Source organism: Nonomuraea sp. CA-218870 (assembly GCF_050936535.1).
Lineage (GTDB): Bacteria > Actinomycetota > Actinomycetes > Streptosporangiales > Streptosporangiaceae > Nonomuraea > Nonomuraea corallina.
Window position 1 is genome coordinate 5058047 of the sequence record NZ_JBNJMN010000001.1, and the last position, 22992, is coordinate 5081038.

The 22992-nt window shown below is 73.8% G+C and carries 25 protein-coding genes; 8 read left to right on the forward strand and 17 right to left on the reverse strand.

Annotation, left to right across the window (positions count from 1 at the left end):
* Window positions 1–16: 16 nt before the first annotated feature.
* Entirely contained in the window at window positions 17–622 is a 606-nt protein-coding gene (locus tag ACQEUU_RS24370) for an HD domain-containing protein (protein ID WP_433069750.1), read from the reverse strand.
* Between the two features lie 122 nt (window positions 623–744).
* Between ACQEUU_RS24370 and ACQEUU_RS24375 the strand changes: the two genes are divergently transcribed.
* Window positions 745–1905 (forward strand): alpha-hydroxy acid oxidase, encoded by a 1161-nt coding sequence (locus ACQEUU_RS24375; protein ID WP_433069753.1) that lies wholly within the window; start codon window positions 745–747, stop codon window positions 1903–1905.
* Between the two features lie 28 nt (window positions 1906–1933).
* On the opposite strand, the gene ACQEUU_RS24380 is transcribed toward ACQEUU_RS24375, so the two are convergent.
* From ACQEUU_RS24380 to ACQEUU_RS24415, 8 genes are all read right to left on the reverse strand, one after another.
* A complete protein-coding gene (locus ACQEUU_RS24380; RefSeq protein WP_433069756.1) occupies window positions 1934–2593 on the reverse strand; it encodes a 3-oxoacid CoA-transferase subunit B in 660 nt (219 codons plus the stop codon).
* The gene (locus ACQEUU_RS24385; protein ID WP_433069758.1) at window positions 2590–3264 is read right to left on the reverse strand and encodes a 3-oxoacid CoA-transferase subunit A; all 675 of its coding nucleotides are present in this window, start codon (window positions 3262–3264) and stop codon (window positions 2590–2592) included. Before ACQEUU_RS24385 ends, ACQEUU_RS24380 begins: the two co-directional genes overlap by 4 nt.
* Window positions 3261–4445, reverse strand: a complete 1185-nt coding sequence (locus ACQEUU_RS24390; protein WP_433071972.1) for a thiolase family protein — start codon at window positions 4443–4445, stop codon at window positions 3261–3263. Before ACQEUU_RS24390 ends, ACQEUU_RS24385 begins: the two co-directional genes overlap by 4 nt.
* Before the next feature lie 243 nt (window positions 4446–4688).
* The gene (locus ACQEUU_RS24395; protein WP_433069760.1) at window positions 4689–6257 is read right to left on the reverse strand and encodes a FadD3 family acyl-CoA ligase; all 1569 of its coding nucleotides are present in this window, start codon (window positions 6255–6257) and stop codon (window positions 4689–4691) included.
* Window positions 6254–7429, reverse strand: a complete 1176-nt coding sequence (locus ACQEUU_RS24400; RefSeq protein WP_433069763.1) for a lipid-transfer protein — start codon at window positions 7427–7429, stop codon at window positions 6254–6256. The genes ACQEUU_RS24395 and ACQEUU_RS24400 overlap by 4 nt, the downstream gene beginning before the upstream one ends.
* Window positions 7426–7851, reverse strand: coding sequence for a MaoC family dehydratase (locus ACQEUU_RS24405; RefSeq protein WP_433069766.1), 426 nt, complete (start codon window positions 7849–7851; stop codon window positions 7426–7428). The genes ACQEUU_RS24400 and ACQEUU_RS24405 overlap by 4 nt, the downstream gene beginning before the upstream one ends.
* Window positions 7848–8837 carry a bifunctional MaoC family dehydratase N-terminal/OB-fold nucleic acid binding domain-containing protein gene (locus ACQEUU_RS24410; protein ID WP_433069769.1) on the reverse strand — a complete coding sequence of 330 codons (990 nt, stop codon included), beginning with the start codon at window positions 8835–8837 and terminating at the stop codon, window positions 7848–7850. The genes ACQEUU_RS24405 and ACQEUU_RS24410 overlap by 4 nt, the downstream gene beginning before the upstream one ends.
* A 98-nt stretch (window positions 8838–8935) precedes the next feature.
* Window positions 8936–9544 carry a TetR family transcriptional regulator gene (locus ACQEUU_RS24415; RefSeq protein ID WP_433069772.1) on the reverse strand — a complete coding sequence of 203 codons (609 nt, stop codon included), beginning with the start codon at window positions 9542–9544 and terminating at the stop codon, window positions 8936–8938.
* Window positions 9545–9695: 151 nt separating this feature from the next.
* Between ACQEUU_RS24415 and ACQEUU_RS24420 the strand changes: the two genes are divergently transcribed.
* Entirely contained in the window at window positions 9696–10253 is a 558-nt protein-coding gene (locus ACQEUU_RS24420; RefSeq protein WP_433069774.1) for a flavin reductase family protein, read from the forward strand.
* A 63-nt stretch (window positions 10254–10316) separates the two neighbouring features.
* Here the strand turns inward: ACQEUU_RS24420 and ACQEUU_RS24425 are convergent, their stop codons facing one another.
* From ACQEUU_RS24425 to ACQEUU_RS24445, 5 genes are all read right to left on the reverse strand, one after another.
* The gene (locus ACQEUU_RS24425) at window positions 10317–11108 is read right to left on the reverse strand and encodes an IclR family transcriptional regulator (RefSeq protein WP_433069777.1); all 792 of its coding nucleotides are present in this window, start codon (window positions 11106–11108) and stop codon (window positions 10317–10319) included.
* A 100-nt stretch (window positions 11109–11208) separates the two neighbouring features.
* Window positions 11209–11946 (reverse strand): acyl-CoA thioesterase domain-containing protein, encoded by a 738-nt coding sequence (locus tag ACQEUU_RS24430; protein ID WP_433069779.1) that lies wholly within the window; start codon window positions 11944–11946, stop codon window positions 11209–11211.
* Window positions 11943–13655, reverse strand: coding sequence for a UGSC family (seleno)protein (locus ACQEUU_RS24435; protein ID WP_433069782.1), 1713 nt, complete (start codon window positions 13653–13655; stop codon window positions 11943–11945). The genes ACQEUU_RS24430 and ACQEUU_RS24435 overlap by 4 nt, the downstream gene beginning before the upstream one ends.
* The gene (locus ACQEUU_RS24440; RefSeq protein WP_433069784.1) at window positions 13652–13921 is read right to left on the reverse strand and encodes a hypothetical protein; all 270 of its coding nucleotides are present in this window, start codon (window positions 13919–13921) and stop codon (window positions 13652–13654) included. The genes ACQEUU_RS24435 and ACQEUU_RS24440 overlap by 4 nt, the downstream gene beginning before the upstream one ends.
* Before the next feature lie 148 nt (window positions 13922–14069).
* Window positions 14070–14816 (reverse strand): FadR/GntR family transcriptional regulator, encoded by a 747-nt coding sequence (locus ACQEUU_RS24445; RefSeq protein WP_433069787.1) that lies wholly within the window; start codon window positions 14814–14816, stop codon window positions 14070–14072.
* 35 nt (window positions 14817–14851) lie between these two features.
* Here ACQEUU_RS24445 and ACQEUU_RS24450 point away from each other — a divergent pair, with 35 nt between their 5' ends.
* The 4 genes from ACQEUU_RS24450 to ACQEUU_RS24465 all read left to right on the forward strand — a co-directional run bounded on the left by ACQEUU_RS24450 (window position 14852) and on the right by ACQEUU_RS24465 (window position 19103).
* Entirely contained in the window at window positions 14852–15424 is a 573-nt protein-coding gene (locus ACQEUU_RS24450) for a VOC family protein (RefSeq protein ID WP_433069790.1), read from the forward strand.
* Between the two features lie 103 nt (window positions 15425–15527).
* The gene (locus ACQEUU_RS24455; protein WP_433071974.1) at window positions 15528–17828 is read left to right on the forward strand and encodes a xanthine dehydrogenase family protein molybdopterin-binding subunit; all 2301 of its coding nucleotides are present in this window, start codon (window positions 15528–15530) and stop codon (window positions 17826–17828) included.
* The gene (locus ACQEUU_RS24460) at window positions 17818–18285 is read left to right on the forward strand and encodes a (2Fe-2S)-binding protein (RefSeq protein ID WP_433069793.1); all 468 of its coding nucleotides are present in this window, start codon (window positions 17818–17820) and stop codon (window positions 18283–18285) included. Before ACQEUU_RS24455 ends, ACQEUU_RS24460 begins: the two co-directional genes overlap by 11 nt.
* Complete coding sequence (locus ACQEUU_RS24465) at window positions 18282–19103, forward strand: FAD binding domain-containing protein (protein ID WP_433069796.1); 822 nt, start codon at window positions 18282–18284, stop codon at window positions 19101–19103. The genes ACQEUU_RS24460 and ACQEUU_RS24465 overlap by 4 nt, the downstream gene beginning before the upstream one ends.
* Before the next feature lie 168 nt (window positions 19104–19271).
* Here ACQEUU_RS24465 and ACQEUU_RS24470 read toward each other — a convergent pair whose 3' ends face one another.
* Genes ACQEUU_RS24470 through ACQEUU_RS24480 form a run of 3 tightly spaced genes read right to left on the reverse strand, consistent with a single transcriptional unit; the run spans window position 19272 to window position 21335 of the window.
* Window positions 19272–19742, reverse strand: coding sequence for an Lrp/AsnC family transcriptional regulator (locus ACQEUU_RS24470; RefSeq protein ID WP_433069799.1), 471 nt, complete (start codon window positions 19740–19742; stop codon window positions 19272–19274).
* Between the two features lie 7 nt (window positions 19743–19749).
* A complete protein-coding gene (locus ACQEUU_RS24475; protein WP_433069802.1) occupies window positions 19750–20139 on the reverse strand; it encodes a nuclear transport factor 2 family protein in 390 nt (129 codons plus the stop codon).
* On the reverse strand, window positions 20136–21335 hold the full coding sequence (locus tag ACQEUU_RS24480) for a cytochrome P450 (RefSeq protein WP_433069805.1): 1200 nt from the start codon (window positions 21333–21335) through the stop codon (window positions 20136–20138). The genes ACQEUU_RS24475 and ACQEUU_RS24480 overlap by 4 nt, the downstream gene beginning before the upstream one ends.
* A 200-nt stretch (window positions 21336–21535) precedes the next feature.
* Here ACQEUU_RS24480 and ACQEUU_RS24485 point away from each other — a divergent pair, with 200 nt between their 5' ends.
* Window positions 21536–22756, forward strand: coding sequence for a cytochrome P450 (locus ACQEUU_RS24485; RefSeq protein WP_433069808.1), 1221 nt, complete (start codon window positions 21536–21538; stop codon window positions 22754–22756).
* On the forward strand, window positions 22753–22971 hold the full coding sequence (locus ACQEUU_RS24490; RefSeq protein WP_433069811.1) for a ferredoxin: 219 nt from the start codon (window positions 22753–22755) through the stop codon (window positions 22969–22971). Before ACQEUU_RS24485 ends, ACQEUU_RS24490 begins: the two co-directional genes overlap by 4 nt.
* Window positions 22972–22992 lie beyond the last annotated feature (21 nt).

A 22992-nucleotide genomic window follows, 5' to 3' on the forward strand; every position in this document is an offset into this window, starting at 1 on the left:
TGGCGGCAGGCTCCCCTCAGCGCTCCAGCGCGGCCAGCTCCGCGCTCATGGCCTGCCGGGCGCGCGCCTCCCACAGCTCCCGCGCCGGCGGCGTCCGGTAGAGGCGGGGGGCGGCGAGCAGGCGGCGCAGCACCTCGGCACGGCCTCGCCTGAACAGCTCGTCGGGTACGTGCGCGTACTCCTGCCGGATCTTGGCCGCGTAGCCGGCGTAGCCGTCCGCGCCCAGCACCGCCAGGTCGGCGTCGCAGAGCACGGCCCCGTCACGGTCTCCTTCGGCCAGGGTGTCGTGCGCCGCGGTCAGCCGTACCAGCCTGGCCACCTCCGCCACCCGGCCGGCGGGCACGCCGCAGCGGGGCAGGCGGTCCTGGGCGAGCTGGGCGCTGCGCTCCTCGTCCCATCCGGGCCTGCCGTCGTAGACGGCGTCGTGGAACCAGGCGGCCAGCCGCACCGCCACGGGGTCGCGGGCCCAGTCCTCGATGAGGTCGACGGCCCGCAGCACGGCCCTGAGGTGGTCGAGGTCGTGGTAGCGCCGGTGCGGCTGCGACCATCGGGCCACCAGCTCCGCCCCGACCGCGTCGCCGGCCCGGGAGGCGCCGGCCAGCTCCCGCCATCCGTCCAGCACGCGGCCCACTCTAACCGTGCCGATCGGTTCACCTGTGGCCGCGGGCTTGTTAGCGTGGCGGCATCGAGCCAGGGCCGGGTGCGCGTCGGCGGCTGCCGCGGTGGCGGGAGCTGCGGGCCTTCGTGCCCAGGGGCCGGTCGCGGACGGGTCAGGCGGGGCTGGCCGGGGCCGCCGACCTGGCGGACGTCCGGCGGCTGGCGCGGCGGCGGGCGCCGAGGGTGGTGTTCGACTACGTCGACGGCGCCGCCGAGGGCGAGCTGTCGGCGGCGCGGGCGGCGGAGGCGTTCGCGCGGGTGGAGTTCCGGCCGCACGTGCTGCGGGACGTGGCGCGGGCCGACACCGGGACCCTCGTCCTGGGGCGGCGGGTGGCGATGCCGGTGGTGCTGGGGCCGACGGGGTTCACCCGGATGATGCACCGGGACGGTGAGCCGGCCGTGGCCAGGGCCGCCGCCCGCGCGGGAGTCCCGTACACGCTGTCCACTATGGGCACCACGAGCGCGGCGGACGTGGCCGCGGCGGCGCCCGGCGGGTGGAACTGGTTCCAGCTGTACGTGGTGCGTGACCGGGGCCGGGTCAGGGAGTGGCTGGCGCGGGCCCGCGCGGCGGGCATGGACGTGCTGGTGGTCACCGTGGACGTGCCGGTGGCCGGCGGGCGGCTGCGTGACGTGCGCAACGGCATGACCATGCCGCCGTCGCTGCGCTGGAGCGGGCTGGCGCAGGCGCTGACCCGGCCGGCCTGGTGGTTCGACTTCCTGACGAGCGAGCCGTTGCGGTTCGCGACGGTGGAGGGGGCGCCGGACGACCTGGCGGGGATCACGAACCTGATGTTCGACCCGGCGGTGACGGTCCGCGACCTGGAGTGGATCCGCGCGGAGTGGGGCGGGCGGCTGCTGGTGAAGGGGGTGCAGCGGGTCGACGACGCCAAGGAGCTGGTGGCGGCGGGGGTGGACGGCCTGGTGGTGTCCAACCACGGCGGCCGCCAGCTCGACCGCGCGCCCACGCCGCTGGAGCTGCTGCCGGAGGTGGCTGCGGCGGTGGGCGACAGGACCGAGGTCTTCCTCGACGGCGGCGTCCGCGGCGGCGCGGACGTCGCCGCGGCGGTGGCGCTGGGCGCGCGGGCCTGCCTCGTCGGCCGCGCCTACCTGTACGGCCTCATGGCCGGGGGCGAGGCGGGCGTGGACCGGGTGCTCGCGATGTTCCGCGCCGAGCTGGTCCGCACGCTCCAGCTGCTGGGCGTCAGCGGGGTGGAGCGGCTGGACCGGGACGCGGTGCGGCTGCGCTGAGCGCGCCGCCGGTCCAGGCCTCCCGCGGTCAGCTCCGGCGGACGGGGATCTCCAGCCGCGCGGCCAGCTCGTCGAAGCCGATGCCGTACGTCTCCGCCACCGTGACGCCGCCGGGGCCGAGATGGAAGATCGCCCGGTCGGTGTAGAGGCGGCTCACGCACGCCTGCCCGGTGAGCGGATAGGTGCATTCGGGGACGAGCTTGGGCGTGCCGTCCTTGCCGAACAGCGTCATCATGACGAACACGTTCTTGGCGCCGATGGCCAGGTCCATGGCCCCGCCGACGGCGGGGATGGCGTCGGGGGCGCCGGTGTGCCAGTTGGCCAGGTCGCCGTGCTGTGACACCTGGTACGCGCCGAGCACGCACACGTCGAGGTGGCCGCCGCGCATCATGGCGAAGGAGTCCGCGTGGTGGAAGTAGGACGCTCCGGGCAGCTCGGTGACGGGCATCTTGCCGGCGTTGGTGAGGTCCGGGTCGACGTCGTCGCCCGTGGCGGCGGGGCCCATGCCGAGCATGCCGTTCTCGGTGTGCAGGATGACGCCCGAGTCGGCGGGCAGGTGCTCGGCGACCGTGGTGGGCCGGCCGATGCCGAGGTTGACGAACGCGCCGCGCGGGATGTCGCGGGCGACCACGGCCGCCAGCTCGTCGCGGCCGAGCGGCCCGCGGTCCAGGTGCTCGACGGTGCTCACGCGACCTCCTCGGCCTTCGTGTCCAGGATCCGGTCGACGTAGACGCACGGGGTGACGACCGCCTCCGGGTCCAGGTCGCCGATCTCGGCCACGCGGCGCACCTGCGCGATCGTCAGGGCGGCCGCGGTCGCCATGACCGGGCCGAAGTTGCGCGCGGTCTTGCGGTAGACGAGGTTGCCGAGCCGGTCACCGACGTGCGCGGCGATGAGCGCCACGTCGCCCTTGAGCGGGTACTCCAGCACGTGCTCGCGGCCGTCGATGGTGCGCGTCTCCTTGCCCTCGGCGAGCGGCGTGCCGGCGCCGGTCGGGCAGTAGAACGCGCCGATGCCGGCCCCGGCGGCGCGCAGCCGTTCGGCGAGCGTGCCCTGCGGCACCAGCTCCAGCTCGATCCGGCCCGCGCGGTAGAGGCCGTCGAACACCCATGAGTCGCTCTGCCTCGGGAACGAGCAGATCATCTTGCGCACCTGGCCGGCGGCGAGCAGCGCCGCCAGGCCGGTGTCGCCGTTGCCGGCGTTGTTGCTGACCACGGTCAGGTCCCTGGCGCCCTGCCGGATCAGCGCGTCGATGAGCGTGACGGGCATGCCGGCCATGCCGAAGCCGCCGATCAGGACGGTCGAGCCGTCCTGGATCCCGGCGAGCGCCTCGTCCGGGTCGGTGAAGATCGCGGTCATGCGGCGCTCACGTTCTCCAGGACGACGGCCAGGCCCTGGCCGACGCCGATGCAGATGGCGGCGACGCCCCACCGCTCGCCCCGCTCGCGCAGGACGTGGGCCAGCGTGCCGAGGACGCGCCCGCCGGAGGCGCCCAGCGGGTGGCCGAGGGCGATGGCGCCGCCCTTGACGTTGACGATCTCCGGGTCGATCCCCCAGGCGTCCACGCAGGCCAGCGACTGCACGGCGAAGGCCTCGTTCAGCTCGACCGCGCCGACGTCGTCCCAGCCGATGCCGGCCCGTCTCAGTGCCTGGTTGGCGGCCTCGACCGGTGCGTACCCGAACGCCTGGGGTTCGAGCGCGGCGGCGCCGCGTCCGGCGACGCGCGCGAGCGGCGCGCCCAGCCGGTCGGCGGCCCGCTCGGAGCCGAGCACGAGCGCGGACGCGCCGTCGCTGAGCGGCGAGGCGTTGCCGGCGGTGATCGTGCCGTCGGGCCGGAACGCGGGCTTGAGCCCGGCCAGCACCTCGGGCGTGGACCCGGGCCTGATGCCCTCGTCGCGGGCCAGGCCGGCGCCCTCGACCGGCGTCACCAGGTCGTCGTAGAACCCGGCGGCCCAGGCGGCGTCGGCCAGCGCGTGCGAGCGGGCGGCGAAGGCGTCCTGGCGCTCCCTGGAGATGGAGAACTTCTCCTGGAGCTGCTCGTTGGCCTCGCCGAGGGAGACCGTCCACTCCTTCGGCATGCGCGGGTTGACCAGCCGCCAGCCGAGCGTGGTGGACACGGCGGTGACGTCGCCCGCGGGGAAGGCCCGCGACGGCTTGGGCAGCACCCACGGCGCCCGCGTCATCGACTCCACCCCGCCGGCCACCACGACGTCGGCGTCGCCGCTCTCGACCGTGCGCGAGGCCGCCATGGCGGCGTCGAGGCTCGACCCGCACAGCCGGTTGACGGTGGCGGCGGGGATCGTCACCGGCAGGCCCGCGAGCAGCACGGCCATCCGGCCCACGTTGCGGTTGTCCTCGCCGGCGCCGTTGGCGTTGCCCCACACCACGTCCCCGATGTCCGCCGGATCCAGGCCGGGCACCTTGGCCAGCACGCCGCGCAGCGCGGCGGCGGCGAGATCGTCCGGCCGGACACCGGCGAGCGCGCCGTTGAACCTGCCGAACGGCGTCCGGGTGGCGGCGTAGACGAAGGCCGGACCCATCACGTCCTCCCCTTCTGTTCGCTATGCGAACAAAGGTTCCTTATGCGAACAACACGTAGCCTACTCGGCCAACCCGCGTGCGCGCATCCGCGTGCCGGGCATGTACGGCGGGTTCGGTTACCGGCTGGAGGATGCGGGCCTGGTGGTGGAGAGCTGGTGCCGCGTGGTGGGCGGGTCGGGCCGGCGGCACGTGATCGACGAGCGGGGTGCGCGCCTCGTCGATACGGGTTTCGTCCGAGGCGGTCAGGACTTCACCAGGGCCGCCTTGTCGATCTTGCCGGTGGCGTTGCGGGGCAGACCGGCGAGCAGGACGACCTCGCGGGGCACCTTGAAGTTGGCCAGCCGCTCCCGGCAGTGACCGATCAGCTCCTCCGGCGTGACCTCCGCGCCGGGGCGGGGCACCACGTACGCCCGGCCCACCTCGCCGAGCCGGGCGTCCGGCACGCCGGTCACCACGGCCTCGGCGACCGTGCCGTGCGCGGCCAGCACCTGCTCGATCTCGGCCGGGTAGACGTTGAAGCCGCCGGTCACGTACATGTCCTTCGAGCGGCCGGTGATGGTGAGGTAGCCGCGCTCGTCCAGCCGGCCCCGGTCGCCGGTGATCAGCCAGCCGTCCCTGACGGCGGCGGCCGTGGCGGCCTCGTCGCCGAGGTAGCCGAGCATCACGTTGTGGCCCCGTACCAGGATCTCGCCGTCCTCCCCGGCCGGGAGGGACTCGCCGCCGGGGCCGGCGACGCGCACCTCAACGCCCTCGATGGGCCGGCCCGAGGTGGTGGCCACGGTCCGGTCGTCGTCGTCCACGGAGCAGGCGGTGACCGTGCCGCACGACTCGGTGAGCCCGTACGCGGTGACGACCTCGGGGAACAGCTCGGCCCGCATCCGCCGCACCAGCGCCACCGGCACCACCGAGGCGCCGGTGACCGCGAGCCGCAGCGACGACAGGTCGTGGCGGGCCCTCTCGGGGGCGTCCAGCAGCGTGATGTAGATGGTCGGCGCGCCGGGCAGGACCGTGATCCGCTCGGCCTCGATCAGCCGCATCGTCTCGCCCGCCTCGAACACCGGCTGCAGCACCATGGTGGCCGCCCTGATCAGGCAGGAGAAGACCCCGGCCTTGTAGCCGAAGGAGTGGAAGAGCGGGTTGACGATCAGGTAGCGGTCGCCGTGGCGCAGCCCGGTCCTGTCGGCCCAGGCGCGGTTGGTGCGGACGTCCTGGCGGTGGGTGCACATGGCGCCCTTGGACCGGCCGGTGGTGCCGGAGGTGAACAGGATGTCGGCCACGTCGTCGGGCCGGACGGCGGCGGCGCGGGCGTCCGCCTCCTCGTCGGTGACGGACGCGCCGGCCGCCAGGAAGTCCTCCCAGGCGGTGGCGCCGGGGCGGGGTCCGTCGTCGAAGGTGACGGCGGTCAGGCCGGGCAGGGCCGGCGCGCTCGCGCCGGGACCGAGGCCGAGCATGGCGAGATAGCCGTTGCCGAGGAAACCGTCCTCGGTGAAGACCAGCCGCACGCCGGCGCGGCCCAGCATCCAGCGGGCCTCCTCGCCCTTGTAACGGGTGTTGACCGGGACGACGACGGCGCCGGCGGCCAGCGCGCCGAGCGCGGTCACCACCCAGCGGTGGCTGTTGGGCGCCCAGACGCCGATCCGGTCGCCGTGCCGGACCCCGGCGGCGGCGAAGCCCTTGGCCGCCTCGCGCACCCGGGCCCGCAGCCGCGCGTAGGTCAGCCGGACCGGGCCGTCGACCAGCGCCTCCACGTCCGGGTACGCGGCCGCCGCGTGGTCCAGGAGTGCGGGGATCGTCAGCGGCTGCGCGCTCATCGGCCGGCTCCCAGGATCAGGCCGCTGGTCGGCACGCCGGTGCCCGCCGTGACGAGGACGTGCCGTACGGAAGGAGGCTGGTTCCAGGAGGTGCCCCGGACCAGGCGCACCGCCTCGGCGATGCCGTTCATGCCGTGGATGTACGCCTCGCCGAGCTGGCCGCCGTGGGTGTTGACCGGCAGCCGCCCGCCGACCTCCAGATGGCCGTCGGCGATGAAGTCCCTGGCCTCTCCCCTGCCGCAGAACCCGAGCTCCTCCAGCTGCGGCAGCACCAGCGGCGTGAAGTGGTCGTACAGGACGGCCGCGTCGACGTCGGCGGGGCCCAGCCCGCTCTGCCCGTAGAGCTGCCTCCCGACCAGGCCCATCTCCGGGATGCCGGTGATGTCCTGCCGGTAGTAGCTGGTCATCATGTGCTGGTCGGCGCCGGAGCCCTGACCGGCCGCGAGGATCAGCGCGGGCGGGTGCGGCAGGTCGCGCGCGCGTTCGGCGGAGACCACGACGAGCGCCTGCCCGCCGTCGCTCTCCTGGCAGCAGTCGAGCAGCCGCAGCGGCTCGGCGATCCAGCGTGAGGCCTGGTGGTCGGCCAGGGTGATCGGCCGCCCGTGGAACCAGGCCGCCGGGTTGACGGCGGCGTGCTTGCGGTCGACCACCGCCACCCGGCCGAAGTCCTCGGTGGTCGCCTTGTACTCGTGCATGTAGCGGCGGGCGAACATGGCCACCCACTGCGCCGGGGTGAACAGCCCGAACGGGCTGACCCAGGCGAACGCGGCGTCGTCGGCCCCGGCGCCGGAGGGCGCGTCCGCCCGGCCGAGGCCGAACCGGTGCCCGGACCGCTCGTTGAAGGCCCGGTAGCAGACGACCACCTCGGCCACTCCGGTCGCCACCGCCATCGCGGCCTGCTGGACGGTGCCGCACGCCGCGCCGCCGCCGTGCGGGACGCGGGAGAAGAAGCGCAGCTCGCCGATGCCGGTGCTGCGGGCGATGTGGATCTCGGAGCTGGAGTCGGCGGTGAACGTCACCATCCCGTCCACGTCGGACGGTCGCAGCCCGGCGTCGGCGACGGCGGCGAGCACGGCCTCGCAGGCCAGCCGGAGCTCGCTGCGGCCGGAGTCCTTGGAGAACTCGGTGGCGCCGATCCCGGCGATCGCCGCCCGCCCCGACAGCCCGCTCACGGCTCCTCCCGGCGGGGCAGCCGCACCGCGACGACGCCGGTGACGTGCGCGCCGAGACCGTTGTCGCCGCGCACCGCGATCTCGACCCGGCGGTCCTCGTCGTGCTTGGCGGTGACGGTGCCGGTCAGCACCATCGTGTCGCCGGGGTAGTTCGGCGCGCCGAGCCTGATCTTGATGGCCTTGACCTCGGCCGCCGGTCCCGCCCACTCGGTGACGTACCGGTCGATGAGGCCGTTGGTGGTCAGGATGTTCATGAACACGTCCCTGGAGCCCCGCTCGACGGCCAGGCCGGGATCATGGTGCACGTCCTGGTAGTCGCGGCTGGCGATCGCCGTCGCCACGATGAGCGTGCGGGTGAGCGGGATGGGCAGGCCGGGCAGCGTCTCACCGACCGTCACCTCCTCGTACGTACGGCTCCTCATGCCGTCACCGGCCGGAACGCCGGCAGCGACAGACCCGGGTCCGCGTCGAGCCATTCCAGGGCGACCGGCATGTCGATCACGACCTCCTCGGGGGTGACGCCGACCAGGTTGGCGACGAGCCGGGTGCCTTCCTCCAGCTCGACGAGCGCCACCAGGTAGGGGGACTCGAAGGCCGGGTGGCGGGGGTGGTGGCTGACCACGAAGCTGTGGACGCGGCCCCGGCCGGACGCCTCGGCGGTGTCCCAGTCGTACGAGCCGCACCGCGGGCAGCACGGGCCGGGCGGGTGGCGCAGGGCGGCGCAGCCGGAGCAGCGCTGGATGACGAGGCGGTGCTCCCGCGCGGCCTCGAACCAGAACGCGTTGTCCCGGTTGACGGCCGGCCGCGGCCGCGACGCCGCGGCGGAGGCGGCCTCCCCCGACCGCGAAGCCGCGGCGGGGCCGGCCGGTTCCGGCGCCTGGGCGGGGCGGAACCACAGCATGCGCCAGCGCTGACCCGCCACGACCTCGCCGTTCTGGTCCAGGTACGTGCGCCGGGTGGTCACGAAGCGCCCGGCGCCCAGCGCGGTCCGCTTCTCCGGCGAGATCGACTCGATCGTCTCCCGCACCCCGACGTGGTCGCCGACGGTCAGCTCGCGGTGGAACTCGAACTCCGAGTCCGTCGCCACGACCGAGGTGTAACCGCCCTCGGCCAGCAGCGCGATCAGCCCGCCCAGCCCCGACCCGTCGTCCTGCCGGGCCGCGGTGGCGGCGTACCCCGGCATGGTCCACGCCTGGGTCATCGAGGCGGGGGCGACGATCCCGGCGCGACCGGTCTCACGAGCGGCCACCTCGTCGAGGTAGATCGGGTTGCGGTCCCCCATCGCCTCCACCCAGTGACGGATCATCGGCACGTTGACCGGGTCGGGGCCGGGGCGCGGCGGGAGCACCTCCCGTCCGGTGAACTCCTGCAGCCGCTCGTCGTAGCCGTCCTGCTCTGTCGGGGCCAACGGGGTCCTCCCTGGGCATGCCTGCCGGCCTCAGACGTTAGCCACGCGGCGCTCCCGGCAGCAGTGCCGATCCCGCTGACCGGGAGCGATCAGCGGGGTCAGGCGTTCGACCGCCCGGCGAGCAGGAGGCGGCAGGCGATGCGCAGGTCGTCCTCCATCTGGTGGATCGGCAGCCGCCCGTTGAGCGCCGACTGCAGCACCCCGTACCAGCACTGCACGAGCAGCCGCACCAGCGTGACGTCCGCCGGGGCGGGCTCGGACAGGGCGAGCGTGCGCAGGATGAGGTCGCGGGAGATGTCCTCGATCCGCGCGGCGTCGGCGACCACGGACGGGTTGGCGGTGGCGGCGGCCTGGAGCATCGCGGCGGCGAGCACGGGCCGGCGCAGCAGCTTGCGGCTGGCCTGGACGAGCACGTCGGCGACCGCGTCCTCGGGCGGCGTGCCGGGCGCCGGGGCCGCCACTGCCCGGCCGAAGCCGTCGATCTGCTCGGCGAGCACCGCCGTGAACAGGTGGATCTTGGAAGGGAAGTAGCGGTAGAGGGTGGCGATGGCCACCCCCGCCTCCCTGGCCACCTCGTGCATCTGCACGCGCTCGAGGTCCCTGCCGGACCCGATCCGCGCCGCCGCCCCGAGGATGCGCAGGTGGCGCGCCCGCTGCTCCGGCGAGCTGGGCTCGGCCGGTGTCCTGACCTCGGCGATCCGCGGCACCCGCTCCCTCCGCCCGGTCCGTGGGATGGGACGACGATACCCGCCGTCGGCCCGCCCCGGCCCCGGGCCTTCCGCTCAACGGGATCCCGGTCGCGGAATGCCGGGCCGGGGTTTGTAGGTTCGATGGGTCAAGCGCGCGTAAGGGGAAGCCATGACAGCCGAGTTCGCCGACGACGAACCCACGGCGGACCCGCCCGCGCAGGCGGAGTTCCGCAGGGCGATGGGGATGTTCGCCAGCGGAGTGACCGTCATCACCGGGCTCGACGAGGGCGGGCCCGTCGGCTTCGCGTGCCAGTCGTTCGCCTCGGTGTCGCTGGAGCCGCCGCTGGTCCTCTTCTGCGCCGATCATCGCGGGCGGGCCTGGCCGCGCATCAGGAAGAGCGGCCGGTTCTGCGTGAACGTCCTCGGCGAGAGCCAGACCGAGCTGTGCCGGCGGTTCGGGTCCAGCACGGGCAGGAAGTTCGACGGCCTCGGCTGGGACCTGTCCCGCTGGGGCGTCCCGGCGCTGCGCGACGTCCTGCTGCGGGTGCACGGCGAGGTGCGCGACGTGCACGTGGCGGGCGACCACGACGTGGTCATCGGGCTCGTACGGGAGCTCGAACCGGTCACGGAGCAGCGGCCGATGCTGTTCTACCGCGGCCGGTTCGGTGTCGGCGAGCGGCCGCCCGGCGAGCCGGGCGCCCACCTGTGGAGCTGGGGCGACTACTGAGCCGGGCGCCCGCCTGCGGAGCCGGCGACTACTGAGCCGGGCGCCCGCCTGCGGAGCCGGCGACTACTGAGCCCGGGCCCGGCCGGAGGTGAGCAGCCGCAGCTCGGGCGCCCGTCCCTGGTGCGGCACCTCGGGTGCGGGGGCCAGCGCCCGAGCGGCCTGCCGCGCGGCGTCCCCGACCAGCGGCGCCACCCGCTCCAGCGGCGCGCGGGAGTCGCCTGCCAGCGAGATGGCCGCCAGCGGCCCCCGCGGGCCGCGGATCGCCGCCGCGACCGAGGTCACGCCGGGGAAGCAGTCGCCGCGTTCGAAGGCCAGCCCGCGGCGCTGCCGGATCCGGTGCAGCTCCTGGTGCAGGGAGCCCCGGTGGCCGACGAGCGCGTGCACCCGCTCCGGCGCCAGCCAGGCGAGGATCGCCCTGCCGAGCGCGGTGGCGTGGGCGGGAGACCGCCCGCCGACCCGCGTCGGCACCGACCGCGCGGACCGGCCGCCGGCCTTGTCCAGGTAGTGGACGTCCGCGCCGTCGAGGACGGCGAGGTGGGCGACCAGGCCGGTGTTCAGCTGGAGCTCGTGCAGCAGCGGCGCGGCGGCCTCGCGGATCTCGCCGTGACCGCCGCCCCCGCCGCCGAGGCCGAGCGCGCGCCGGCCGAGCCCGTAGCCCGAGGAGGTGTGGTCCAGCCAGTCGAGCCGGACGAGCTGGTCGAGGATGCGGTGCGCGGTCGAGCGCGGCAGCCGCGTGCGGCGGGCCACGTCCTCCAGGGTGAGGCGGGTGGACCGGCAGGCGAACGCGTCGAGGATGAGCGTCATCCGCTCCACCATGGACGGCGGCGGCCCGGGGTCGGTGCTGAGAGAGGTCATCGCACCTGCCAAACCTGAAATGAATTCTTGTGTGGACACTAACAAGGCGACGTCCCCGCTGGGAAGCCGTCCGGGGACGTCGACGGCGGCCTCCAGGGGTTCAGGCGCTGAGCCTCATGGTCTGCTCGGCGACTCCGGCCAGGGTGTCGCCGTCCTGCCAGAGGCTGACCCGGCCGGCGGCGATGCGGCCGGCGCGGGCCACCAGGCTCACGTCGAGCAGGACCCACTCGGCGACCGGCCCGCCGAACAGCCGCAGCGACGCGCTGACGGTCGTCACCCGGGGCCGCCCCGGCAGGATCCGGCGCAGCAGGTAGGGGACGTGGTCGCTGACCACGGCGAGCCGTACCTCGTCCGGCACGTCGCAGAGCACCCGCGCCCACAGCAGGGCCGAGCCCGGCGACCGGCCCGCGACGCGGACGTCGAGCATCATCGCGGCGCCCGGCCCCGACTCGTACGAACGCTCCGGGCACTCCAGCGGCCCGGGCACCCGGGGCGCGAGCGCGCCGGGCTCCCCTGGAGCCGCCTCCCTGGAGGTGGCCGGGGTCTCGACGACGGCGGTGGCGGTGAGCGCGGTGCGGCCGCTTTCTTCGGCGTCGAGCCGGCAGTGGGCCAGCGCCCGGCCCTCGGCGAGCACGTCGCACCGTACCGAGAGCCGGGAGCCGAGCGTGACGGGCCGCACGAAGGCCGCCGACAGGTCGCGCAGCCGCCGCCCGGTGGTGTGCTGGGCGGCGTCGGCGAGCAGGCCGAGACCCCAGCCGCCGAAGAGCGCGCCGGTCCCGGAGCACAGCTCGCGGGACACGGGCACGTCGAAGGGCCGGCCGTCGAGCGGCCAGGTCATCGCCTGATCACGGGCTTGGTCACCGAGTTGGTGCCGCCGAAGCAGAACTGGCTGCGTCCGGCCTTGGCGCCGACCACGAACAGCTCGAAGCAGTCGGCGGACGGGTTGACGGTGACCGGGGTCTCCGGCGCGTCGAGCAGCCAGCGCAGCTCGGGGTGTGAGGTCTCGAACGCGGGCATCGACTGGTTGAGCATGAGCTGGCGGAACGGCAGCTTGGTGCGCCGGTGGATGGCCTCGCGGATGTCGGCGGGGGTCCATCCGGCGGCGGCGAACACGGCGGCGTGGTCGGGCGCCATCAGCAGCATGTTGGCGAACGTGCCGTGGAACGGGTAGCCGGCCTCCAGCGGCGCGTCCTTCTTGATCAGCCACGCGCCGGCGGACGGGGTGCCGACGGCCTGGGAGGTGAGCGTGGACCAGCTCTCGATCAGCTTCTCCGGGTCGCTGTTCTGGAAGTCGAAGAACTCGGTCATCCCGTACGGCACGTTGACCGTGACCGTGGAGTCCTCCAGCGCGTAGCCCTGCTGGACACGCCACGGCTCCCACGGCGTGCGCTCCTCGTTCTCGGCGACGCACGCGGAGAACTTCATCGGCGTGCCGATGGTGTCCAGGTCGGTGATGCCGGGGTAGGACAGGCCGACGTTCATCATGATCAGCCGCAGGGCGCGGCCGATGGCCACGTTGACCTCGGAGATGGAGCCGGGGCCGAGCGCGCACATGCCGCGGTTCATGCCGATCTCGTCGGCGATCGGGCCGGACACCAGCACCACGGGCGCCTGCGGGCCGGTGGACATGGCCCAGGTGCGCAGCCCGATGGACGGGTCGAGCACGCACTCCATCATGGCCATGATGACCGGCATGGTCTCGGGCCTGCAGCCGGCCATGACGGCGTTGGCCGCGATCTTCTCGACCGTGCCGATGCCGAAGCCGGGGGCGAAGTCGCCCACCACGTGGTCGCCGGCCAGCCCGGACGCCGTGACCATGGCCTCGACCTTGGCCCGGGTGGGCGGCACCAGCGGCATGCCGTCGCTCCAGCCGTTGGCGATGAAGCGGCGCTGCATCTCGTCGAACGCCTCCAGCAGGTCGCCGCCCTCGAAGCGCAGCTCGGGGGCGCTCTCCAGGACCATCGAGGCGAACTCCGGCAGTTCGTCGAACACCGCCCGCGGCTTGGTCAGGCACTCCACCACCTCGGCGAACGACTCCTCGACCATGCGGTGGATCTCGGCGGTGTCCTTGTTGGAGAAGCACTCGGGCACGATGACCGGGCAGGCCTCGGGCACCCCGAAGGTCTTGGCGCTGAACCGGGCGTCCTCGTCGAAGACCTCGGCGGTGTAGCCGATCGCGGGCACGCCGCGCCGCTCCACCTCGCACAGGTCGCGGATGAGCCACGAGGTGCAGCTGCCGCAGTCGGCGGAGGTGCCGACCAGGGCGTCGACCTTCTCCTCGATGAAGCGGAGCTGCTCCTCCGACAGGTAGCGGGTGGTGCCGCCGAGCGCGCCGGTCATGTCGACGAACGTCACGCCCTCGTACGCGTCCTCGATCAGTTCGCGCGCCTTGGCCAGCGCGTCGAGGCCGTTCTGCTTGCCGTTCCAGTAGAGCGCCACCGTGGCGCCGTCGAGCGTCCCGGGCCGGGGCGCGGGCGGGAACCGGTCGCCGTCGGCGTGGGATCGGGGCGTGGCCACCGGGTTGACGATGCTCAGCTGGGCACTCATGACAGGACCTCCACCACGATCTCCGTTCCTGGGCTGCGGCGGCGCAGCGTCTCCGCCATGAGCTGGCGCAGCTCGTGCTGCGGCAGGATGCAGACGTCGTCCTTGCAGTCGGGGCCCGCGTCGCCGGGCCGGTATCCGACCCGGATCGTGCCGGCGTCCTCCGCCAGCAGCACGAGCTCGCCGCCGTCCCGGCGGACCATCCGCTCGAACTCCGCCACCAGCTTCGTTCCTGTCGACTCCACCGCCATCACCACCCTTGTTTCCATAATCAGGTACCTAGTTTTACAGCCGGACCAGCCGGTAACAAGGGGTCCGAGCCTAATTAAGGTACCTAGTTTTTCTCAGCTATGCTTTCTATCATTACTAAGATAAGCTGAGACAGTGGCAGGGCTCAAGCGGGTGTCCGCGGGAAGGTCAGGACGGCTCGCGCACGTCCGCCCAGTCGATCACCTGGGTGAGCTGGCGGGGATACCCCTCGCGCAGCCGCCGTCCGAACTCCTCCTCCAGCTCCCGCATGGCCTCGCGGGCGCGGCCCGCCTCGCGCGCCGCCACCGCCGCGTGCACGGCGCGCAGCCGGCCCAGCACCTCGGCGCGGTACGGCTCGTCGGGCGCGAACCCGGCGCTGTTGACGATGGCCCGCAGGGCCGGGCTGAGGAAGGCGAACAGCTCGTTGTGGCTGCTCTCGGCCAGATGCCGCCAGTAGGTCTCGTACGCCGCGGAGAAGGCCCGGTAGGAGCCGAGCCCCCGCTCGATCGCGTCGAGGTCGCCGGCCATCGCGGCCACCTCCTCCTCGGTGGCGTTCAGCGCGGCCAGCTCCGCCATCCCCGGCTCGATCATCACCCGGGCGTCCAGCACCGCCCGCAGCGGCGCCCCGGCGAACTGCAGCAGCAGGGCGATGGTGGAGGCGAGGTTGGACCAGCCGGGCTGGGCGATCTCCGGCCCCCCGTTCGGCCCCGGCCGCATCACGATCAGCCCCTGGTGCTCCAGGAACCGGAGCGCCTCCCGGTAGGTGCCCCGCCCCACCCCGTGCCGCCGCATCGCCTCGGCCTCCGGCAGGTAGCGGTCGCCGGGACCCATGCCGCCGGCCCGCATCGTCTCCACGATCTGCCGGGCCACCTCCAGGGACAGCTTGGGGCGGCGCTCCCCGGATTCGACTCGCATCCGCAGATTGTACGCAGCACCCACGGGAGGACCCGATGACCGATCTCGGCCTGCTGAACCTCTGTCACGTGGGCATCGCGGTGCCCAGCGTCGAGGAGTTCACCCGCTCCTGGGGCGCGCTGCTGGGCGTCTCCGGCTGGCTCGTCCAGGAGATCGAGCACCCCGCCGGCCTGCTGCAGCTGCACGGCGAGCGGCAGGGCCCGTCCCGTTCCAGGATCGCCATGGGCCGCCTGGCCGGCACGGCGATCGAGCTGGTCGAGCCGCTGGACGGCCGCACCCGCACCTCGGCCTGGCTGGAGACGCGCGGCCCCGGCATCCACCACCTGGCCTTCTGGGTGGCCGACCTGGACCGCGCCGTGGCCGCTCTCGCCGATCACGCCGACATCACCTACTCCCCCGCCGCCCGCACGCAGCCGGCTCCGGTCTCGGCCGTGGCCCGCGGCCGGGGACCTCTCCCCCTCGGGACGCAGGCCCCTGATCCGGGTTTCTGGCTGTACGCGGAACCGCGCGGCGGCCAGGCTTCCTGGTGCCTGGAGCTCCTCGACGCGCGGCGCGCCGACGTCGTGCGGGCGACCTTCGGCGACCACCTCGTGTACCCCGTGTCATGATCGGCCGCACACAGGTCTTGCCGGGGAAGTGACGCAGGCGACAATATAAGTCGCTATACGTCTAACGACGCGCCCCTGGCACCAACGGAGGTGGCCTGTGACGATGATCGGCTCGGCAGTACCACGCAAGGAGGACGCCGCGCTGCTGACCGGGCGCGGCACGTTCGTGGACGACATCCATCGTCCCGGGCTGCTCCACATGGTCTACGTGCACAGCACGCAGGCCCACGCGCTCATTACCGGCATCGACGCCGAGGAGGCCCGGTCGCTGCCGGGCGTGCTCGGCGTGTGGACCGCGCGGGACTTCGCCGGGCTCCCGCCGCGCCCGTCCGTGCCCGGCCTGGAACGCGGCTATCTCGCCGGCGACAAGGTCCACTACGTGGGCGAGCCGGTGGCCGTGGTCGTCGCCGCCGACCGGTACACCGCCGCGGACGCGGCGCGCGCCGTGCGGGTGTCGTACGAGCCGCTGCCGGTGATGGCCACGGTGGAGGCCGCCCTCGCACCGGACGCCGTGCCCATCTTCGCGCCCCTGCCCGGCAACCTGGCGCTGGAACAGCCGGTGACGCCGGACATCGCCGACGACCTGGCGGCCGCCCCGCGCCGCCTGCGCGCCCGGCTGGTCAACCAGCGCTGCGCCGGCGCGCCGCTCGAGCCTTTCGGCGTGCTCGCGGACTGGACCGGTCCCGGCCCGACCGTGTGGGCCACGGTGCAGGCGCCGCACCGGGTCCGCGCGGAGATCGCCGAGCGGTTCGGCCTGGCCAGGCACCTGGTCCGGGTGATCGCGCCCGACGTGGGCGGCGCCTTCGGGGTGAAGTCGTCGTTCATGCCCGAGCTGTTCCTCGCGCCCGAGCTGTCGCGCCGGCTCGGCCGCCCGGTCAAGTACGTCGAGACCCGCGGCGAGCACATGGTGCACACCTACCACGGGCGCGACCAGGTGCAGGACATCGAGGTCGGGTTCGACGCGGAGGGCCGCCTGCTCGCCCTGGACGTCACGATCACCGTCAACATCGGCGGCGTGCCCGACCCTGTGGGCATCGGACTCGCCACGCTCACCTCGTACATGCTGGGCGGCTGCTACAAGATCCCGAAGATCGCCGCACGCTACCGCAGCGTCGTTACGAACACCACGCCTACAGCGTCCTACCGGGGCGCGGGGCGGCCCGAGGCGAGCTACCTCATCGAGCGGGTGGTCGACCTCGTCGCCCGTGAGCTGGGCAAGGACCCCGCCGACGTGCGGAAGGTCAACCTGATCCAGCCGCAGGAGATGCCGTACCAGACCCCGTTCGAGGGGATCGTGTACGACGAGGCGGACTATCCGGCGGCGCTGGACCTGCTGCTGAGCGAACTGGACTACGAAGGGCTGCGCGAGGAGCAGGCCCGGCGGCTGGCGGACCCGGCCGCGCCGCTGCTCGGCGTCGGACTGTCCACCTTCGTGGAGATGGGCGGATTCGGCCCGACGCCGCTGTTCGAGCAGTTCGGCTACCTCGGCGGCTGGGAGTCGGCGAACGTCCGGCTGCAGCCGGACGGCTCGGTGATCGTCCTGGTCGGCACCGCCCCGCACGGGCAGGGCCACCAGACCGCCCTGGCCCAGATCGTCGCCGACCAGCTGAACGTGCCCTTCGACGACATCAGCGTGCTGTACGGCGACACGGCGGTGGTGCAGGAGGGCACCGGCACCATGGGCAGCCGGGGCATGCCGGTCGCGGGCAACGCCGTCCTGCAGGCCGCGGCGGAGGTGGCCGCCAAGGCCAGGGCCATCGCCGCGCACATGCTGGAGGCCGACGCCGACGACGTGGTGCCGATCGGCGACGGGTTCCAGGTCAAGGGCGTGCCCGAGGTGACGGTGACGCTGGCCGAGGTCGCCGAGCGGTCGTTCAAGCCGCACCTGCTGCCCGAGGGCACCGCGCTCGGCCTGGAGAACACCACGTACTTCGAGCCGAAGAACCTCAGCTACCCGAGCGGCGCGCACGGCTGCGTGGTGGAGATCGACCGGGACACCGGCCGGGTGTCCGTCCTGCGCTACGTCTGCGTGGACGACTGCGGCACGGTCATCAACCCGCTGACGGCACGCGGGCAGATCCACGGCGGCGTCGCCCAGGGCATCGCGCAGGCGCTCATGGAGAAGGTCGCCTACGACGCCACCGGCCGGCCGCTCACCGCCTCCCTGGAGGACTACATGGTGCCCGGCCCGCTCGACCTGCCCCGGTACGAGACGCACCACATCGAGACGAAGTCCAGCTTCAACCCGCTCGGCGCCAAGGGGCTCGGCGAGGCGGGGGCGACGGCCGCGCCGCAGGCCGTGGTCAACGCCGTGGTGGACGCGCTGGCGCACCTCGGCGTGCGCGACGTGGAGATGCCCTGCACGCCGGAACGAGTCTGGAAGGTCATGCACGATGCGAGTTGAGATCACCGTCAACGGGCAGCCGCACAGCAGGGAGATCGAGCCCCGGCTGCTGCTCGTCCACTTCCTGCGCGACACGCTGTCCCTGACCGGCACCCACGTCGGCTGCGACACCTCCAGCTGCGGCGCGTGCACGGTCCTGCTCGACGGCGAGGCGGTGAAGTCCTGCACCGTCCTGGCGGCGCAGGCGGACGGCTGCGCGGTCACCACGGTCGAGGGGCTGGCCGGTGAGGGCGGGCTGTCGCCGGTGCAGCAGGGCTTCCGTCAGTGCCACGGCCTGCAGTGCGGGTTCTGCACGCCGGGCATGGTGATGGCGGCCACCGCGCTGCTGGCCGAGAAGCCGGACCCGACGGAGCAGGAGATCCGCGCCGGCCTCAAGGGCAACATGTGCCGGTGCACCGGCTACCAGATGATCGTCGAGTCGGTCCAGTGGGCGGCCGCGAACGGAGGCGCGAAGTGATCCCGGCCGGCTTCTCCTACGTGCGCGCGGGCTCCGTCGAGGAGGCGCTCGGCGAGCTCTCCCGGCACGGCGGCGCCGCCAGGGTGCTGGCGGGCGGCCACTCGCTGCTGCCCGCGATGAAACTGCGGCGGACCGAGCCCGGCGTCCTGATCGACATCGGCAGGCTCCGCGAGCTGTCGTACGTCAGGGCGGACGGCGACCGGGTCGCCGTCGGCGCGCTCACCAGCCACCGGACGCTGGAGCGCGACCCGGTGGTGGCCGCGCAGGCGCCGCTGCTGGCCGCCGCCGCCCGCCGGATCGGCGACCCGCAGGTGCGCAACCGGGGCACGATCGGCGGCTCTCTGGCGCACGCCGACCCGGCGGCGGACCTGGCCGCCGCGGTGCTCGCGCTGGACGGTGTGCTGGTGGCCCGCGGCCCGTCGGGCACGCGGGAGATCCCGGCGCGGGAGTTCTTCACCGGGCGGTACAGCAACGCGCTGGCGCCGGGCGAACTGCTCACCGAGATCCGGCTGCCGGCCGCGCCTGGCCGGGCGTACGCGTTCGAGAAGTTCAGCCGCCGCGCCCTGGACTGGGCCGTGGTCGGGGTCGCCGCTCAGGCGCGGCCCGGCGGCGGCGTGGCGATCGCGCTGATCGGCATGGGGCCGACGCCGGTGCGGGCGACGGCGGTGGAGGAGGCGCTGGCGGCGGGCACGCCGGCCGCCGAGGCCGCCCGGCTCGCCGCGCGCGGCTGCGAGCCGCCGGACAACGCGGTGGCGAGCGCGTCCTACCGCGCCCACCTCGCCGAGGTGCTGGTGACGCGCGCCCTGGCCGCGTTGTAGGCGGCCGCTGGAAGAGAACGCCGGGGTCCGGCCGCGACCGCCGCGGCCGGACCCCCGTCACGTCCGGCACCGTCACGTCCGGCACCGTCACGTCCGGCACCGTCACGTCCGGCACCGTCACGTCCGGCAGCGACGCGGGGAGCCCTGGGCCGGCGTCCGTCCGAGGGCTCAGGAGCCCGGTCTGACCTGCTGGAGCAGCGGCAGCACGCGGTACGGGACGCGGCTGCGCAGCGCGACCTCGGTGCGGGTGCGGACCACCCCGGGCAGCGCCAGCAGGGCCTGCACGATCTGCTCCAGGTGGCCGTTGTCGACGGCGGCGATCCGGCACAGCAGGTCGCCCTCGCCGGTGGTGGAGTACGCCTCCAGCACCTCGGGGAGACGGCCGAGCCGGTCCGTCACGTCGTCGAGCATGCCCTGCGCGAGGTGCAGGTGGACGAACGCCTGGACCGTGTAGCCCAGGGCGGCCGGCGAGACGTGCGCGGCGTAGCCGGTGATCGCCCCGCGCCGCTCCAGCCGGGCGATGCGGGCCTGCACCGTGCCCCTGGCCACCCCGAGCACCCGCGCGTACTCGCGGTAGCCCGCGCGCGGCTCCTCCAGGAGCAGGCGCAGCAGGGCGAGGTCCAGCTCGTCGAGGTCCACCGGCCGGTCAGCCCGTCAGCACGGGGCCGATCTCCGCCCGCCAGGGGGCGAGATCGGCGTAGTCGCGGAAGGCCGTGATCAGCTCACGGTCCGGGTCCACCTCGGCGACGCCGTTGCAGGCGACGCGGTACTCACGGCCGTCGATCCAGAACCGGTCGACGCGTTCGAGCCACGCGCGGTCCTCGGCGTAGCTCGCGCTCACCAGGTCCCAGCGCACCCGCTCGGAGCGGCGCAGGATCGGCCCGAGCAGCGCCGCGACAGCCTCGCGGCCGACCGCGGGCGGATGCGGGACGTTCGCGTACGTGGCGTCCGCGGCGAAGCAGGCCGCCGCCGCCGCCGCGTCCCTGGCGTGCACCGCGGCGAGGAAGCGTTCGGTCACCCGGCGGGCGGCCGTCATCCGAAGACCACGGGGTAGGAGGCGAAGTGGTCGCGGGAGGAGTGCGGGTCGCGCTGCGGCGGCCTCTGGGGGTCGGGCCTGGCGCCGGCGGCGAGCAGCGCCGACAGCATGAGCGTGACGGTGCCGAGGACCTGCTCGTGCGCCTGCTCGGCGCCGTCGCTCTCGGGTACGCCGCCGGCGAGCTCGGTGCCGATGCACGCGTGCATGCCGCCGCCGAAGGCGTGGCCCCACCGGGGGACCCCGTCCGGGACCTCGCGCAGCGGGTCGAAGACGTCCGGCCGCTCGAACACCCGCGGGTCGCGGTTGGCCGCCGCGAGGTCGAGCACGACCAGCGCCCCCTCGGGGATCTCGGCGCCGCCGCGCAGCACGGCCGGGGCGAGCGCCCGGCGGTGCGCGACGGGGCTGGCCGGGTGCAGGCGCAGGGTCTCGTGCACGCAGCGCTGCAGCAGGGCCGGGTCGTCGAGCGCCTTCTCGGCGGCGGCCGGGTCGCGGCGGACCCAGGCGAAGAACTCGTCGGCCGAGTGGGTGAAGGCGTCGGCCGTGCTGTGCGAGCCCGCCTGCAGGTAGAAGGCGCATTCGCGGAGCAGGATCTCCTCGTCGATGTCCAGCTCGTCCCAGTGCCGCAGCAGGCCGGTGAGCACGTCGCGGGGCAGGTCCTGCTCGTCCAGCTCGCCGGCGGCGTGCTTGGCCAGGAGGTCGCGGCGGCGGGCCAGCGACGGCCGCAGGAACGCGGCGTCGAACTCCTCCAGCGCCGCCCGTACCTCGGCCCTGACCGCGTCCCGGTCCCGGGTGGTGTGCACGAGGGTGGCGCCCTCGGAGAAGACCTTGGCGTAGCGGTAGAGCGCGTCCGCCTCGGCCGCGCTGCCGGTGGGCCGGTCGATGCCGGCGACCAGGGCGGTCAGGCTCATGATCGTGCGGTAGCCGAGCTCGACCAGGTCGGCGTGGCCCTCGGCGGCGAACGGCGCCAGCGTGTCCCGGACGACGTCGTGCAGGAACGCGCGCTCCCAGTGGCGGAAGGTGCCCCGGCGGAACAACCGGTTCTCCACCCGGCGCCGCACCCGGTGGTCGTCCCCGTGCAACACCAGCAGGCAGTCGGCCATGACGACCCCGCCCTCGTCATAGAGCGCCTGTTTGAGGTCGCGCAGCCGGAATGCCTCGCGTACGTCGGCGTAACCGTCCAGGGTGATCGTCGTCATCGCCTCGCGCTCTCTGCTCCACACGGGGTTAGAACACTAACGACGCTACCAGTGACCGTCTTCCTGGGGAAGATCTGACCTCCGAGGCGGCCCGGAGGTTGGTCGTTAGGGTCTTGACGCCGCTCGGTACGTCACGAGACCCTCAGCAGGGACCGGCAACCCCCCGATCCGGTCGTGCGCCAACGGAGGAGCAAGTCCAGATGACAGCCGTCGCCGAAGAGACAACCATTGTCCTCACGACGTTCGCGGACGCCAAGGACGCCTATCGCAGCAAGGATCTGCGTCAGTCCCTCTACGACGAGGGCGAGGTCGTCATGGCGGACGTGCTGGTGAACCTGCACGGCGACGAGCACCGGTCCCGGCGTCGCGTGGAGAACCGGATGTTCCGGCGCGAGGTGTTCGAGCGCTACGAACGCGAGCTGTTCCCGCAGGTGATCGAGCAGACCCTGGCCCCCCACCGGAGCGAGGGCCGGGTCGACCTGGTGCATCTGGGGCACGAGCTGATGCTCAACCTCGCCGCCCTGACCGCGGGCGTCGACCGTCCGGCGGGCACCGCCGAGGAGACCCGGCGGCTCTACGACTACATGATGAAGTTCATCGAGGGCGCCACGCTCGCGCACTCCACCAAGGACAAGGACGAGCAGCGGCGCGTGATCGCGCAGGCGCTGGAGGACTGGGACGCGGAGTTCCTGGCCCCGTCCATCGCCCGCCGCCGCGAGCTGCTGGAGCGGGAGGCGGCGGGCGAGGACGCCGACGTGCCCAGCGACGTGCTGACCACGCTGCTGCGCCACACGGGCGAGCTGCGGCTGCCGCCCGAGGTGATCCGCAGGGAGGTCGCGTTCTTCCTGCTGGCCGGCGCCCACACCAGCGCCACCGCGTTCGTCCGCTCGGTCGACCACATCCTGGGCTGGGTCGAGGAGCACCCCGAGGACGCCGGCCTGGCCGCCACCGACCCGCTGTTCGTCCAGCGCTGCGTGCACGAGACCGTACGGCTCAACCCGTCGAGCCCGGTCGGCAGGCGGCGCGCGCTGGCGCCGATCACGCTGCGCTCCGGCATCGAGATCCCCGAGGGCGCGACCGTGGTGATCGACCTGCAGTCGGTCAACCGCGACCCGGAGGTCTTCGGCGCGAACGCCGGCGCGTTCGACCCGCACCGCGAGCTCCCCGCGAACGTGGCCCCGTTCGGGCTGAGCTTCGCCGCCGGGATGCACGTGTGCATCGGCCAGGACCTGGCCGCCGGAGTCGTGCAGCGCGCCGGCGCCGACCCGGACGACCACCTGTTCGGCCTGGTCACCGGCGTGGTGCAGCGGATGTTCGCGGCGCGGGTGCGGCGCGACCCGGACAACCCGCCGCAGCGGGACGCCAATACCCAGCGGCCCTACTGGGGCTCCTACCCTGTGCTGTTCGGAGGGGACGAGTGACGTATCGGATCGAGCTCGACCGGGATGTGTGCATCAGCTCCGGCAAGTGCGTCGCCGAGTCGCCGGAGGTGTTCCGGTTCGACGACGACGAGGTCGTGGCGCTGGTGCCGGGCGGGCCGCGACCGTCCGACGAGCAGATCTTCGACATCGCCCGCGACTGCCCTTCCGGCGCCATCCGCGTCTTCGACGGGGACGAGGAGATCGATGTCTACTGAGTGGGACCCGGCCGCGGCGCC